The following is a 15,050-nucleotide window of genomic DNA, read 5'->3' as shown; positions in this document are numbered from 1 at the left end:
AATCTACACACTTGGTGTGGCTTATGAAAAGTTCTGAAGACAAACTGGGGCAAAGGCTCTTGATCCATGCTACCAACGTTCACCAGGGAGGAGGTCGAACGCTGCTGAATGCCCTGCTGAAGTTACCGTTGAAGCCCGGCACGACGGCCTTGTTGGATGCGCGCATGCCTTTGTTATCGACTAAGCTTGCCAGCACTACTGTTATCAGGGTGAAGCCCTCGATTCTAAGTCGGTTGCTTGCGGAACGCTGGCTCCGAGCCTTGGCCAGACCTGGCGATGTAGTCCTGTGCTTCGGCAATCTTCCCCCCCTGTTCAATGTGGTTGGGCGTGTCGTTGTGTTCGTGCAGAACCGGTACCTGATTGAGGATGTTTCACTGGGGCGCCTGCCGATCAAGGATCGCATGCGCCTGACGGTTGAGCGTGCCTGGTTCAGGATGCGTGCTGGAACAGTGGATGAATTCGTTGTGCAAACGCCCAGCATGAAGGACTCATTGGTACGCCATCTTTCGACCATAAAAATGAAGCCCGGACTTTGCTTAAGGATTCAGCCCTTCGTGAGTAACGAATCCCAATCCTGTCAGGCTAAAGCGGATAGTACCAATGAGACGTCTGACGTCTACGACTTTATGTACGTCGCATCCGGGGAGTGCCACAAGAACCATCGCCGACTAATCGAAGCCTGGATTCTGTTGGCGCAGGAGGGGTGCCGACCTTCACTTGCACTGACTATCGATATAGCGGAATTTTCCGATTTATGCGAATGGATTGATATCCAAAAGCAATTTTATCACTTGCGCATCGACAACAAAGGGGTGTTGCCGACGTCCCGGGTGGCCGATCTTTACAAGTGCTCCGGTGCGCTGATCTACCCGTCGACCTTAGAGTCTTTCGGTTTGCCCTTGATCGAGGCGAGGAATGCTGGATTGGCGGTCTTGGCGGGGGAGCTCGACTATGTCAGGGACATACTGAATCCTGATGAGACGTTCGATCCAAACTCTGCTGTCTCGATTGCTCGAGCCGTTAAGCGATTTATGCGTATAGAAGAACCGGCATTGCAAATTGTCGATGCAGGCACATTCGTCGCGTCCCTCGAGCGTGATTGAGGTAAATCGTGCAGTCTTACGTGGTTTTGTTGCACAACTCCCTCACGCTGACCTTGGTGGGGAGCATTTGGGCATGAGCAAACCCGCACCGGCCCGCTACAAGACGACCAACTGGGCCAACTATGATTCCGTGCTCAAGGCGCGTGGTTCCCTTCAGATCTGGCTGGACACCAACTTGCAATGGCAGGCCGAACCTTCCAGCAAGCCCAGCTGCTACACAACCTTCAGCGATGCAGCCATCCAGTTCTGCCTGTCCATCAAATGCCTGTTCGGTTTGGCGTTGAGGCAGACCATCGGCTTGATTGAAAGCCTGATCAAACTGGCAGGGTTGGACTGGCAAGTGCCGAATTTCAGCACGCTCAGCCGTCGCCAGCATTCGATTGCCGTCAAAATTATGGCTCAGCAACACGGACGAGGGCTTCAGCTGCTGATCGACAGTACGGGTATCCAGTTTCTTGGTGAGGGTGAATGGAGGCGCAAGAAACACGGTGCCGAATACCGGCGGCAGTGGCGCAAAGTCCATCTGGGAATCGATGCAGACACGTTGGAGATTCGCGCGATCGAAGTGACTGGCAACGGCGTGGGTGACGCCCTGATGTTGCCAGAGTTGCGCAACCAGATCCCATCTCACGAGCTGATTGCGAGCATCAGCGCTGACGGCGCGTACGACACCAACGCCTGTCACGCGGCCATTGCGGCACGCCACGCCGAAGCCATTATCCCGGTTCGCAAGAATGGTTGACAGTGGAAGGAGGATGGTGTGGACACCAAGGCGCAGACGTTTGAACGTCAGGTGGCCGAGGTGCAGATTCGCGCGGCACTCCTCAACCGCTTCACGCAGTTGGGTAGGTTAGTTACGGTACGCGTGGGGTAACTGCGTCTGGGGAAAGGGAAAGCTTCGCCTTCAGGTGATTTGTGCAACAAAGCCGATTCCGCTTCTGATCGCATTGATAGCTATGACGAAACTCTTGGTCTGGAAGCAGCGCCGCCATGTACTTTCGGCTCTTCTTCTGCTGGATACCACAATGGCAGCCGGATATCTGCTTTTGGCCGAGATCATGTTCAATATCGGAATGCGTCAGCTCTATCTGGAAATCCTTGCTTTTTTCATTCTCGGACTCCTGATTTCTCGTTTGGGGTCAGTCAAATAACTGGTGTGCAGGTATGCGTATTCTGATCGTATCTCAGTATTTCTGGCCGGAAAGCTTCCGAATCAATGAGCTGGTTCAATCACTTGTCAAGCGTGGCATCGCTGTAGATGTCTTGACCGGTAAACCTAATTATCCAGAAGGAAGGATTTACCCCGGATACCGGGCCGCTGGCAGCATGTACGAATTCTGGCAAGGCGCCAATATTTTCAGGGTCCCTCTGTTTCCTCGTGGATTCAGAAGCGGCTTCCGCCTGTTTCTCAATTACCTGTCGTTCATATTCTCGGGTACGATCCTAGGGGGGTGGCAACTTCGAAATACCAAGAGCGACGTCATCTTCATATATGCTCCATCCCCACTTTTACAGGCTCTTCCAGCGCTTTTCATCGGGTGGATCAAACGTATCCCTGTGGTAGTCTACGTCCAAGACTTGTGGCCGGAAAGCCTCGCAGCGACTGGTTACGTCCGCAATCCTTTCGTCATTCGCATGGTCGAGTTGTTGGTGAAGTGGATCTATCGTCGCTCAGATTTGATCTTGGTATCGTCGCGGCCGTTCAAGGGCTCTATAGAGAGGTTCTCGCCATCTGCTGAGATTATTTACTATCCCAACTCGGTAGATGTTTCGTTCTGTCATCCTGACAGCGGACTCAAGCCAGACGTGCCCGCTTTGGATAAGGGCTTTTGCGTTGTCTTTGCTGGCAATGTCGGCGCAGCACAGGCGGTACGTATCATCGCCGAGGCAGCAGAGCGACTTCGGGATCATGGTGATATCCGCTTTGTAGTGCTCGGAGCGGGGAGTGAGCTTGAATGGATGCGTGCCCGGATAGTTGAACTTGGACTGAACAATCTGTTCTTGGCTGGGAGATTCCCGGTTGAGGCTATGCCCAATCTACTGTCTCGTGCAGATGTCCTTCTCGTCACTCTTGCTGATCAGCCAATTTTTGCGGCTACGGTGCCCAACAAGATCCAAGCGTATATGGCTGTTGGTCGCCCCATCATTGCTTCAATGAATGGTGAAGGTGCGAGATTGATACAGGAAGCTGATGCTGGAATTTCGGTGCCTGCCGAGGATGGCGCGGCTTTGGTGGGGGCAATTCTAAAGCTGCATTCAATGCCAGCCGTGGACCGCGATCGTCTTGGAGAAAACGGTCGACGCTATTATCAGCAGCATTTCGATCACGAGCAATTGGTGGACAAGTTGATTGGCCATTTAACAAAAGCAATGAAAGCGAAATAATGAAAATACTGGTTCTCGGATCTAGCGGCATGATTGGTCGAACTATGTTTCATGTCCTTGCTCAACGCTCAGACTGGCAAGTTATTGGATCCATGCGCGCAAAGGTGTTCGAGGGGACCGCACCCGGCCCAATTGTAGGAGGCATTGATCTTACTAATTACGATCACCTAGAGCATCTCTTTGGCCAGACACATCCAGAAATCGTGATCAACTGCGCTGGTTTAACCAAGCATCTTCCCGAAGGGAATGCCCCCATCCCAGCATTGGCGATGAATGCATTGTTGCCTCATAGACTTGCGCAATTATGCGAGATTGCCAAGGCACGACTGATCCATGTAAGCACAGATTGCGTATTTTCGGGAAACGTTGGTGAATACAAGGAGCAAGATGCTACCGATGCGACTGATGTCTATGGCAAGACAAAGGCACTCGGAGAAGTAGTCACGGGTAACGTGGTCACATTGCGTACTTCCACCATCGGACACGAGCATGGCACTCGCTTCGGTTTGCTAGAATGGTTTCTTGCTCAAAATCAATGCAAGGGATTCCGGCATGCCATTTTTTCAGGGTTGCCTTCAGTGGAATTCGCACGCGTGGTACGAGATATTGTTATTCCCAACCAATCGTTGAGCGGGCTATATCACGTGGGGGCAAACCCAATCGATAAACTAAGTCTATTACAGATTGTGGCTCGCATTTATCAGAAGGATATCAGTATCGTAATCGATGAAACGTTCCGGATCAATCGCAGCCTGAATACCGATAAGTTCTCGATAGCAACTGGATATCGCGCACCGGCTTGGCCTGAACTAATTGAGGCGATGTATCAGGACCATATATTTATGGGGAAATCGTATGTTTGATGAAAGTGTTTTGATGATCACCGGAGGAACCGGCTCTTTTGGCCATACCGTGCTCAATCGCTTTCTGAATACTGGAGTTCGTGAGATTCGGGTATTCAGTCGAGATGAGAAAAAGCAGGAAGACCTTCGTATCGCGCTCAATAATGAGAAGCTGCGGTTCTATATCGGTGACGTACGTGATCCAGAAAGCCTTCGTGCTGCCATGAAAGGTGTCGATTATGTTTTTCATGCGGCAGCGCTGAAGCAGGTACCGTCCTGTGAGTTCTATCCAATGGAGGCGGTAAAAACCAATGTGATCGGAACGGAAAACGTGCTGAAGACTGCCACGGAGTTCGGGGTGCAACGGGTGGTTGTGCTCAGTACCGACAAGGCGGTCTATCCGATTAACGCCATGGGGATTTCCAAGGCCATGGCGGAAAAGGTCATGGTTGCCTCTGCTCGTGCACAAGGACCTTGCGAAACAGTGTTTTGTGCGACTCGATATGGCAATGTTATGGCCTCGCGGGGGTCTGTGATTCCTCTGTTTGTATCGCAGATTAAGTCTGGTAATCCAATCACTGTGACTGATCCGAATATGACCCGCTTCCTCATGTCGTTAGAAGACTCGGTGGACTTGGTGTTGTATGCATTTCAGTATGGACAGCAAGGTGATATTTTTGTACAAAAGGCTCCTGCCTCGACTGTTGCTGATTTAGCGCAGGCTCTCAAAGAGCTTTTTGGTAGTGATGCTGCGATCAAAACTATCGGTACTCGCCATGGGGAGAAGCTTTACGAATCACTCATTTCCCGCGAGGAGATGGCCCATGCCAAGGAAATGGGCAATTACTATTGTATCCCTGCTGACAATCGAGACCTCAATTACACAAAGTACTTCAGTGAAGGCGATCAGGATATCTCCCTGTTGGATGACTACACATCGCATAATACTCAGCGTCTTAATGTTCAGGAGATCAAGCAGTTGCTGTTGGGACTGGATTTTATTAAGGAAGAATTAAATGCTTAAGGTCATGACAATAGTTGGAACACGCCCTGAACTGATCAAAATGAGTAGGGTAATTGCCGAGTTGGATCTACACACCCAGCATGTGTTAGTTCATACCGGGCAAAACTATGACTACGAACTCAATCAGCTCTTTTTCGAAGAGCTGGCTATCCGCAGGCCAGATCATTTCTTGGAAGCCGTCGGAAGTAATGCTGCTCAGACCATCTCACGCGTCATTGAAAAATCAGACGAGGTCATGGAGCAGGAAAAGCCTGATGCTGTCTTGCTTTACGGCGACACCAATTCTTGCTTGGCGGTTATTTCGGCCAAGCGTCGGAAGATACCCGTATTTCACATGGAGGCCGGCAACCGCTGCTTCGATCAGCGCGTTCCCGAAGAGCTGAACCGCAAGGTATTGGACCACCTCAGCGATATCAACTTGGTACTGACAGAGCATGCGCGTCGCTACCTGATTGCAGAAGGCGTTCGCCCGGAAACCATCATTAAGACTGGTTCGCACATGCGCGAAGTGCTTGATTATTACATGCCTAAGATCCAAGCATCGGATGTTCTGGCGCGTATGGGGCTTGAACTTGGGCGGTATTTTATTGTGAGTGCTCACCGTGAAGAAAACGTTGATACTCCTAAGAACCTCACCGATATGGTGGAGACGCTTAATTCCTTGGCGGCGCAATACCAGCTCCCGGTCATCGTGTCGACTCATCCGCGAACTCAGAAGCGTCTGGATGCGCTTAACGGCGTTTATCTGGACAGCCGTATCCAGTTCCTTAAGCCATTCAGCTTCTGTGATTACGTCAAACTTCAAATGGAGGCGCTCTGCGTCGTTTCAGATAGTGGGACCATCACTGAAGAAGGTTCTTTGCTTAACTTGCCCGCAGTGACTATTCGGAATGCACACGAGCGCCCGGAAGGAATGGATGTTGGCACTCTGATCATGGCAGGTTTAAGAAAGGATCGGGTACTTGATGCAGTGCGTGTAATCATTGCACAGCATGAACGAAACGCAAGGGTGATGGCACCTGTAGAGGACTACGAAGCACAGTCGGTTTCCAAGAAAATCTTGCGCATAATCTTGAGCTATACCGATTACGTAAATCGAACTGTTTGGCGAAAAGACGACTGAGAAATGGCTGTCCTCATAACCGGAGCGAATGGATTTGTCGGTTCTGCACTGTGTGAAAGGCTGAGCAAGGCTCGGCTATCGGTGCGCTGCGCTGTTAGAAAGCAGACTATGGCACAAGACCGCAACAGAGAAATTGTGGTGGGCAGCCTCTCGTCTGAAACCGACTGGGCAGTTGCCCTCAGAGAGGTGGATCAGGTCGTACATTTGGCTGCCCGTGTCCATATTATGAATGATAAGAGCACGGACCCATTAGCTGAGTTTCGTCGCGTCAATGTTGAGGCGACTGTCAATCTTGCTCGCCAAGCAGCATCTGCCAGAGTGAGTCGCTTTGTATTTATAAGCTCTATCAAGGTGAACGGCGAATTCACTGAACCGGGGAGACCTTTTACTGCAGATGATGTGCCCAAACCGGAAGATCCATATGGAATATCGAAGTGCGAGGCAGAAAAATTGCTCCGAGAAATTTCGGCAAGCACTGGTATGGAAGTGGTGATTATTCGGCCGCCTTTGGTGTATGGGCCAGGGGTGAAGGCGAACTTCGAGTCCATTATGCGCTGGCTGGCATGTGGTTTACCGATACCACTGGCTGCTGCGACCGAAAACCGCCGTAGCTTGGTCGCTCTGGATAATTTGGTGGACTTGATCGTGACGTGCTTGAATCACCCTGCAGCGGCGAACCAGACTTTCCTGGTAAGTGATGGCGAAGACCTTTCTACGGCACAACTTTTCAAGCGCATGGGGGCTGCGATGGGGCATTCGGCACGACTATTTTACCTGCCGCTTGTATTGTTGAAGCTGGGGGCGATCGTATTAAATAAGCCAAGCATATATCAGCGTCTGTGCGGTTCATTGCAACTGGATATTGCCAAAACTATTCAACTATTGGATTGGACTCCTCCTGTGTCAGTGGATGAAGAGCTGCGGCGTGCTGCTGAAAGTTTTAAGCGATGAAGCGTTTGTTTGACTTGGTGCTGGTGTTGGTGGTCACCGTATTTTTGGCGCTGCCAATTGTAGCTGTGGCGGTGGCCGTTCGGCTGACTTCCCCAGGGCCCGCTCTTTACTGGAGCGACCGGGTCGGTCGCTACAATCGTATCTTCAAAATGCCCAAGTTCCGCAGCATGCGTATTGATACCCCTGCGGTGGCTACGCACCTGCTGCAGAACCCGAGCCAATGGCTGACCCCGATTGGCTCCTTTCTGCGTAAATCCAGTTTGGACGAGTTGCCCCAGTTGTGGAGTATTCTGAAAGGCGATATGAGCTTTGTGGGCCCACGACCTGCGCTGTTTAACCAAGAAGATCTAATTGCCTTACGCACTGAAAAGGGCGTGCACGAACTGGCGCCAGGCCTGACTGGGTGGGCACAAATCAACGGAAGAGATGAACTGCCGATTCCTCGGAAAATTCAATTGGACTTGGAATATCTGCAGCGACGGTCGCTACTGTTCGATCTGAAGATTTTATGGATAACGGCATTGAAGGTTCTGGCAAGACATGGAGTGTCACATTGAAAAAAATAATAGATTATTTTCAGGGCTCAGGACTCAAGAGACTCCACGCCATGACAAAACCTCTGATTAAACTGGCCCTGCCTATCTTGGCATTGCCTAGAGCGGCGAAGCGCTTCATCGTCTTGTCCGTTGATTTGGGGCTCTGCATCCTGACGGTATGGCTGGCCTACTACCTGCGACTCGGCGAGTTTGTCGCGTTGTCTGGTACTGCCTTGTGGGCCGTTGGTGCTTCCATTGGTATTGCGCTGCCTATCTTTATCGTGTCAGGACTTTACCGGGCTATCTTCCGTTACAGCGGCTGGCCGGCTTTATTGGTGGTGTCTCGTGCCGTGGGCATTTACGGTTTGCTGTATGCGTCTATCTTCACCGCCATCGGGGTAACTGAGGTTCCCCGCACTGTAGGTATCATCCAGCCCATATTGCTGCTACTGCTCGTCGGTGTTACACGAGCTTTGGCTCGTGTCTGGTTAGGTGACCAGTACCTGAATATCCTGAAAAAAGCCTCTCGCTCCAAGGTTCTTATTTACGGTGCGGGCTCAACTGGACGTCAGCTAGTTGGTGCTATGGCTAATAGCCATGAGATGCAAGTCGTTGGGTTTCTCGACGACGATGATCGCCTCCATGGTCATGTATTAAATGGCCAGCCCATCTATAATCCATCAGATCTCGTCAACCTGGCTCCGACATTAGCCATCAGCGATGTGTTGCTGGCCATGCCCAGTCTGAGTCGCAAGCGACGCAACGAAATTCTGAGCCAGATTCGCACAACACGCGTGGCCGTACGCACCTTGCCTAGCGTCACCGACTTGGCTCAAGGCAAGGTAAGCGTCTCGGATCTGCGTGAACTCGACATTGACGACCTGCTCGGCCGAGAGCCTGTCAGGCCCAATCACGTCCTGCTGGCCATGAATGTGCGCAGCAAGGTTGTCATGGTGACCGGCGCTGGTGGTTCGATCGGAAGCGAATTGTGCCGTCAGATCCTTGCTGTTGGACCAAGCAAGCTGCTGCTAATTGAGCAGAGTGAATTCGCTCTCTATAACATTCACCAAGAGCTCGAAGAAAAGCTCTCTGGTCGTGATATCGTCTTGGTGCCCTTACTGGCCTCAGTACAGGACGACGAGCGGATGCACGAAATCATGTCGACTTGGCATCCTGACACGGTCTATCACGCCGCTGCCTACAAGCATGTACCCTTAGTCGAGCACAACCCTGCCGAGGGTATCAAGAACAACGTGCTCGGCACCATGCGTACAGCTAAAGCTGCTGCCGAAAACGACGTTTCTGACTTCGTCCTAATCAGCACCGACAAAGCAGTGCGTCCGACCAACATCATGGGTGCCAGCAAGCGATTGGCGGAAATAGTGCTGCAGGCACTTGCTTCAACAAGCCCAAGTACCAAATTCAGCATGGTCCGCTTTGGTAATGTGTTGGGCTCGTCAGGTTCGGTGGTGCCCAAGTTTCGCCAGCAAATCCGTGACGGTGGCCCCATCACGTTGACCCATTCCGAGATCACCCGCTATTTCATGACGATCCCTGAAGCCTCTCAGCTTGTGATCCAGGCTGGTGCAATGGCCAAGGGCGGTGATGTGTTTGTCCTTGATATGGGCCAGCCGGTCAAAATCATGGACTTGGCGCGGCGCATGATCGAACTCTCGGGATTGACCATCAAAGATGAGCAAAACCCAGACGGCGATATTGAGATTGAAATCACCGGCCTGCGCCCCGGTGAAAAGCTCTATGAGGAATTGCTCATCGGCGACAATCCTAAGCCTACATCTCATTCTCGGATCGTGAAAGCCCACGAAGAGTTCATTCCTTGGTCAGAGTTGGAGGGCAAACTGAAAGCCTTGGAAGTAGCGCTCAATGTGAATGATGTCGGCGTCATTCGCTTGGCAATGAAAAAGCTCGTCAGTGGCTATACGCCGAGCGATGAGATTGTCGACTGGGTGTATTTGGAGCAAGAATCCGAGGTACAGGCTCTCGGATTGGCGGGGTAAGTGTCCACCCCGGACGATTGCAAACGCGTTTTTTGAACAATTATAGGCGCTATTTATGCCATTTCTTCATTGGACTGCCCCGGCTCTTGTAGGCAATCCTGCCCTATGAGTTGAGCATAGGAGGATGTCCATGAGCACACAGCGTTTCACCCCTGAATTCAAAGAAGAGGCCGTCAAGCAGGTCACTGAGCGCGGTTACTCTGTTGCCGAGGTTTCCGCCCGGCTTGGGGTTTCCAGCCACAGCCTGTACAAATGGGTGAAAGCAGTCAGCCCGGACAACCCGGAGAGACAGGCTGCCGGGCTGATCGAGGCCGGGAGAGAAATCCTTCGCCTGAAGGCGCAACTGCGTCGCACAGAAGAAGAGCGGGATATTCCAAAAAAAGCCGCGCGGTACTTTGCCAGGGAGTCCGGGGGTAATCCCCCCGTTTTTAACGGGAGTCAGAAGTAGAGCTATGCGACCATGGCCAGCCGCTGTTTGGGGGTGATACCGCCCAAAGCCATGTTTGGGCGTTCGTGATTGTAGAGCCAGAGCCAGTTCGTGGCGTAGTCCTGGACCTCGGCAATCGACTCGAACAGATAGTGGCCAAGCCAGTCGTAGCGCACGGTGCGGTTGAAACGTTCGACATACGCGTTCTGCTGCGGCTTGCCTGGCTGGATAGGGTCGAGCCGGACTCCATTTCTCTGCGCCCACTCGGTCAGCGTCTTGCCCACGTATTCCGGGCCGTTGTCACTGCGAATGGCCGTCGGTTTGCCCCGCCACTCGATCACCTGGTCCAGTGCACGCACCACCCGCTCCGCCGGTAAAGACAGGTCAATGTCCATCGCCAGCGCTTCCCGGTTGAAATCATCAATGATGTTGAGCAGCCGGAAACGACGTCCATCAGCCAGCTGGTCATGCATGAAGTCCATTGACCAGCACTGATTCATCGCGTCGGGCACCGTCAGGGGTTCCGGTTTCTCGCGCACGATCCGTTTGCGCGGTTTGATGCGCAGATTCAACTCAAGCTCGCGATAGATCCGGTACACCCGCTTGTGGTTTCATGGAAAGCCTTTAACGTTACGTAGGTACAAGAAACACAAGCCGAAACCCCAGTTGCGCTGGTTGTGGGTCAACCGGACCAAGTGGTCAGCAATCCCGGCATTCTCGGCTGAGCATTTCACCTGATAGCGATAGCAGGTTTCGCTGATGCCAAACGCCCTGCACGCCACACGGATGCTCGTGCCTCGGCGCTGCACTGCCCGATGTGCCATCTCGCGCCGACGAGATGGCTTCACCACTTTTTTCGAGGGCTTCCTTGACGATCTCGGCCTTCAGGCGCTCTTCGGCATACATCTTCTTCAGCCGGACGTTCTCGGCTTCCAGTTCCTTGAGCCGCGCCATAAGCGACGCGTCCATGCCGCCGAATTTGGCGCGCCATTTGTAGAACGTCGCTGAACTGATGCCGTGTTCCCGGCAGAGCTCAGGCACCGGTTTGCCGCCCTCCGCCTGCTTCAGCACTGCAATGATCTGGCTGTCTGAAAACCGTGATGTCTTCATCGGGTAGAACTCCCTCTATGCGAGAAAATTCTACTTCTGAATCCCTTTAATTTCCGGGGGGATTACCCACAAAGCCATCCGGACTGATAACGGCAAGGAATTCTGCAGCCGTGCGATGTTGAGCTGGGCACACGCCCGTGGTGTGCAACTCTTTCTCATCGAACCGGGTAAGCCCAATCAGAACGCCTGTATCGAATCGTTCAACGGGCGTTTCCGGGACGAGTGCCTGAATGAACACTGGTTCACCAGCCTGCGCCATGCCCAGGTCGTTATCGAAGCCTGGCGTAGGGAATACAACAACGAAAGGCCGAAGAGGGCACTGGGTGGTTTGACGCCAGCAGCCTATGCCGAATCTCTCGCTGAGAAATCAGGTAAATTAAGCTCGGACTCTAAAGCCCGCTGCTACTGAAAACGGGGGAACGTCGCAACTACCTGAATTGCGAGTTCACGACGTCACAGCCTGACCAGACCTGGGTGACGGACATGACTTACATCCGTATCTGGCAGGGCTGGCTTTATCTGGCGGTGGTGATCGGCTTGTTCTCACGCAAGGTGGTGGGCTGGTCAATGAAATCGGCATTGATCCGCGAATTGGCGCTGGACGCTCTGCTGATGGCACTGTGGCGGCAGCAAACCTGCTGGTCGCGTGCTGGTCCATTCAGATCAGGGCTCGCAATATGGCAGTGATGACTGGCGCCGTTTCTGCCTCTCCCGCAACCTTGAACCCAGCATGAGTCGACGTGGCAACTGCCAGGATAATGCCGTGGCAGAGTCCTTCTCCAGCAGCTTGAAGAAGGAGCGTATCCGCAAACGGATTTACAAAACCCGCGACCTGGCCAAGTCAGATGTATTCGTATTCGATTACATCGAAGCTTTTTACAATCGAACCCGCCGCCACACGCACCTAGGCGGCATCAGCCCCGAGGCCTTTGAGCGGGCCTCGGCGTGAGGCAGGAGTTTGTCTACTGACCCCGGGACAGTCCACATTGTCGACTTGGTGTGCTGCGAACAAGGGGCCGAAGCTGATTGTCAGGCTTGGCTGGATAGATAGGTTACCAGCTCGGACAGCCTTTTCCTTCTCAAAAACAGGCAAAAATGCTGGCTTTTTGTATCAGCGTTAGCTCAAATTACGCATGTAAGCAGCAAATCCCGACAACAACATCTCGATGGATACTGCTGTCAAAACCAGCCCCATCAGGCGTTCCATGGCTGTAATGGCTTGTTTACCCAGCCATTTCTGCAGTCGGTCGGAAAACAGGAACACGGCGAGTGTGACCAAGATGCTGATGGCCACGGCGAGTGACCATTCGATCATCCGGGTCGGGTCATTCGTGGCCATCAGCATGACCGTGGCCATGGCAGATGGGCCGGCGATGAGCGGGATGGCAATCGGCACGATGAAGGGTTCGGGGCTGGGGTTGTCCGCCGCGCCAAACAGTCCGCCAGGGCTGGGGAAAATCATCTTGATGGCGATCAGGAACAGCACCACGCCGCCGGCGATCTTGATGGACTCGTCCGTCAGGTGCAATACCCGCAGGAACGACTGGCCGAAAAACAGGAAAATCAGCAGGACCACCAAGGCAATTGCACATTCGCGCACGATGATGTGACGGCGCCGCTCGGGCTCTACCTGCCGCATGGAAGCAATGAACAACGGAATGTTGCCCAGTGGATCCGTGATCAGGATGAGCAGGATGGTAGCGGAGATAAACGAGGGTTCCACGGTCTTGGTACGGGTTGGCTGAGCGTGGCCGGGATTATGCCATGCCAGTCGTCTTGCGCTGTCAGATGGCGGCACCCGATGCCTCAGGTCTGGAGCCGGACGGCGAATTTGCGCTACAACACCGGCCTCTTGGTCACGTCGGAGGTATCTGCTATCCGGGAGCACCGACGCTTTGTTACACGACAAGCCTGATCTGCCGCGTCCTGGATCTTCGGCCGGCATCGGTTTCAAGGAGCCAGGACAGGCTCGGGAGTGAGGCGGGAGCTTGCCTAGCCGCCTCTGGAACAGTCCATGCGGGGGCACCATGGCTGGGGCGAGGCTGGGGAACCGGGGCCATCCCGCGCGCTGGGGTCCTGTCTTTCGTACTTTGAACGCGCGCGGGCTGGATCCTGCTGGGTCTGAACGGCCGAAAGAAAGCCGTCAGCAGGAGCGCGCGGGAAAAGGCACTCCTGCCGCCATCGTCATCCGGTTTGCGCTTCATAAACTCTGCGACATGACCGCAGGCTCTTTGTCGCTCCTTGGCGCCGGACCCGGGTGCGGCCCACCGAGGCCCCGGTTCTCAGTCCGCAGCCTTGTCGCGCCGGTTGCTGCCGGGCACCACACGGATTTCAAACAGGCGGCAGTCGAGGGCGCCGTTGCGCAGCGGGGTACGCTTGCTGGGCGACAGTCGCACCATCTTGGCCAGCCGCAGGTCGGCGGTCAGTACGTAGGCAGTCCAGCCGGCCATTTCGCGCTTGAGCCAGTCGCCCAGCTGCGGATAAAACGCCGCCAGCATGTCGAGTTCGTCCAGACGCACACCATAGGGCGGGTTGCTGACGATGATGCCGGAGGGCGCTGGCGCCGGGGTACGCAGGAAATCCGCCTGGGTCAGGTGGATGGCGGCTTCCAAGCCGGCATGGGCCAGGTTCTGGCGGGCAGCCTGCAGGGCTTCGGGATCGCGGTCCACGCCCCAGAGCGGCAGATTGCGCGCCGGTTGCCGGCGTGCCTTGGCTTCGGCTTGTAGGCGTTGCCACGTAGCGGGCTGGAAGCTTTCCAGTGCCTCGAAGGCAAAGCGGCGCGACAGGCCTGGCGCATGGTCCAAGGCCATCATGGCCGCTTCGACCAGAAAGGTGCCGCTGCCGCACATCGGATCCAGCAGCGGGGTGTCCGGAGTCCAGTGCGCCAGCCGCAGGATGCCGGCGGCCAGGTTTTCCCGCAGCGGTGCCGCGCCGGTGGCAATGCGCCAGCCGCGCTTGAACAGCGGCTCGCCCGAGGTGTCGAGGTAGAAAGTAACTTCGTTGCCGGACAGGAACACGTGCACGCGCATGTCCGGTGCCTGGGTGTCGATGTTCGGGCGTTGTCCGCGGCGTTCGCGGAAGACGTCGCAGATGGCATCCTTGACGGTCAGCGACACGTAATCAATGCTGCGTACCGGGCTTTTGACCGCATCGGTCTTGACCTTGAACGTGCGCCCGACGCTGAACAGCAGCGGCCAGTCGATGCCGCGCGCCAGCCGGTAAATGTCGCGCTCGTCGCGGTAACGGCCACCGCCGATGCGCCACAGCACGCGGCTGGCGATGCGCGAGTGCAGGTTGACCCGCATCATCAGCTCAAGGTTGCCGCCAAAGCCGACGCCGCCATCCACCGGCTCGACATCGGCAGCACCCAGGGTGACAAGTTCGTCTGCCAGAACGGCTTCCAGTCCACGCGGGCAGGGGGCAAAAAAACGGTTGACTAACATGGCACGCTTTCAGATTACGGTCGACACAAAAAACGGCGCTCTGTCACACAGGCGCCGTGGGCGGATTCTAGCCCAAACTGCCGCGCTT

Annotated in this window: 11 protein-coding genes and 5 pseudogenes; 13 read left to right on the top strand and 3 right to left on the bottom strand. The window is 54.3% G+C overall.

Annotation, left to right across the window (positions count from 1 at the left end; translation table 11 throughout):
• The first annotated feature begins 23 nt into the window (after positions 1–23).
• The 11 genes and pseudogenes from G542_RS0110410 to G542_RS16615 all read left to right on the top strand — a co-directional run.
• Entirely contained in the window at positions 24–1,103 is a 1,080-nt protein-coding gene (locus tag G542_RS0110410) for a glycosyltransferase (RefSeq protein ID WP_211218813.1), read from the top strand.
• A 73-nt stretch (positions 1,104–1,176) separates the two neighbouring features.
• A pseudogene (locus G542_RS16620) lies at positions 1,177–1,977 on the top strand (IS5 family transposase).
• Between the two features lie 82 nt (positions 1,978–2,059).
• Positions 2,060–2,254: a hypothetical protein gene (locus G542_RS0110400; RefSeq protein ID WP_027824061.1), complete on the top strand. Its 195-nt coding sequence runs from the start codon at positions 2,060–2,062 to the stop codon at positions 2,252–2,254.
• Positions 2,255–2,267: 13 nt separating this feature from the next.
• Entirely contained in the window at positions 2,268–3,488 is a 1,221-nt protein-coding gene (locus G542_RS0110395; RefSeq protein WP_027824060.1) for a glycosyltransferase family 4 protein, read from the top strand.
• Positions 3,488–4,351 carry a dTDP-4-dehydrorhamnose reductase family protein gene (locus tag G542_RS0110390; RefSeq protein ID WP_027824059.1) on the top strand — a complete coding sequence of 288 codons (864 nt, stop codon included), beginning with the start codon at positions 3,488–3,490 and terminating at the stop codon, positions 4,349–4,351. The genes G542_RS0110395 and G542_RS0110390 overlap by 1 nt, the downstream gene beginning before the upstream one ends.
• Positions 4,344–5,354: a polysaccharide biosynthesis protein gene (locus tag G542_RS0110385; protein ID WP_027824058.1), complete on the top strand. Its 1,011-nt coding sequence runs from the start codon at positions 4,344–4,346 to the stop codon at positions 5,352–5,354. Before G542_RS0110390 ends, G542_RS0110385 begins: the two co-directional genes overlap by 8 nt.
• Positions 5,347–6,477 (top strand): non-hydrolyzing UDP-N-acetylglucosamine 2-epimerase, encoded by a 1,131-nt coding sequence (wecB, locus tag G542_RS0110380; protein WP_027824057.1) that lies wholly within the window; start codon positions 5,347–5,349, stop codon positions 6,475–6,477. Before G542_RS0110385 ends, wecB begins: the two co-directional genes overlap by 8 nt.
• Positions 6,478–6,480: 3 nt before the next feature.
• Positions 6,481–7,428 carry a UDP-glucose 4-epimerase family protein gene (locus tag G542_RS0110375; RefSeq protein ID WP_027824056.1) on the top strand — a complete coding sequence of 316 codons (948 nt, stop codon included), beginning with the start codon at positions 6,481–6,483 and terminating at the stop codon, positions 7,426–7,428.
• Entirely contained in the window at positions 7,425–7,985 is a 561-nt protein-coding gene (locus G542_RS0110370; RefSeq protein WP_027824055.1) for a sugar transferase, read from the top strand. Before G542_RS0110375 ends, G542_RS0110370 begins: the two co-directional genes overlap by 4 nt.
• Positions 7,937–9,982 carry a polysaccharide biosynthesis protein gene (locus G542_RS0110365; RefSeq protein ID WP_244878700.1) on the top strand — a complete coding sequence of 682 codons (2,046 nt, stop codon included), beginning with the start codon at positions 7,937–7,939 and terminating at the stop codon, positions 9,980–9,982. Before G542_RS0110370 ends, G542_RS0110365 begins: the two co-directional genes overlap by 49 nt.
• Positions 9,983–10,112: 130 nt before the next feature.
• Positions 10,113–10,393: pseudogene (locus G542_RS16615) on the top strand (transposase); the annotation flags it as partial.
• Between the two features lie 39 nt (positions 10,394–10,432).
• Here G542_RS16615 and G542_RS16610 read toward each other — a convergent pair.
• Positions 10,433–11,519, bottom strand: a pseudogene (locus tag G542_RS16610) (IS3 family transposase).
• Between the two features lie 70 nt (positions 11,520–11,589).
• Here G542_RS16610 and G542_RS16600 point away from each other — a divergent pair.
• Together G542_RS16600 and G542_RS17545 are read left to right on the top strand one after the other, a co-directional pair.
• Positions 11,590–11,928, top strand: a pseudogene (locus tag G542_RS16600) (integrase core domain-containing protein); the annotation flags it as partial.
• Between the two features lie 17 nt (positions 11,929–11,945).
• Positions 11,946–12,468, top strand: a pseudogene (locus G542_RS17545) (IS3 family transposase); the annotation flags it as partial.
• Positions 12,469–12,636: 168 nt separating this feature from the next.
• On the opposite strand, the gene G542_RS0110335 reads toward G542_RS17545, so the two are convergent.
• Together G542_RS0110335 and G542_RS0110330 are read right to left on the bottom strand one after the other, a co-directional pair.
• The gene (locus G542_RS0110335) at positions 12,637–13,317 is read right to left on the bottom strand and encodes a MarC family protein (protein WP_244878699.1); all 681 of its coding nucleotides are present in this window, start codon (positions 13,315–13,317) and stop codon (positions 12,637–12,639) included.
• Positions 13,318–13,801: 484 nt separating this feature from the next.
• A complete protein-coding gene (locus G542_RS0110330) occupies positions 13,802–14,962 on the bottom strand; it encodes a THUMP domain-containing class I SAM-dependent RNA methyltransferase (protein ID WP_027824051.1) in 1,161 nt (386 codons plus the stop codon).
• Positions 14,963–15,050: the final 88 nt, after the last annotated feature.

This window comes from Laribacter hongkongensis DSM 14985, from assembly GCF_000423285.1.
In the GTDB taxonomy this organism is placed as follows: domain Bacteria; phylum Pseudomonadota; class Gammaproteobacteria; order Burkholderiales; family Aquaspirillaceae; genus Laribacter; species Laribacter hongkongensis.
This window is presented reverse-complemented; position numbering and strand designations above follow the sequence as displayed.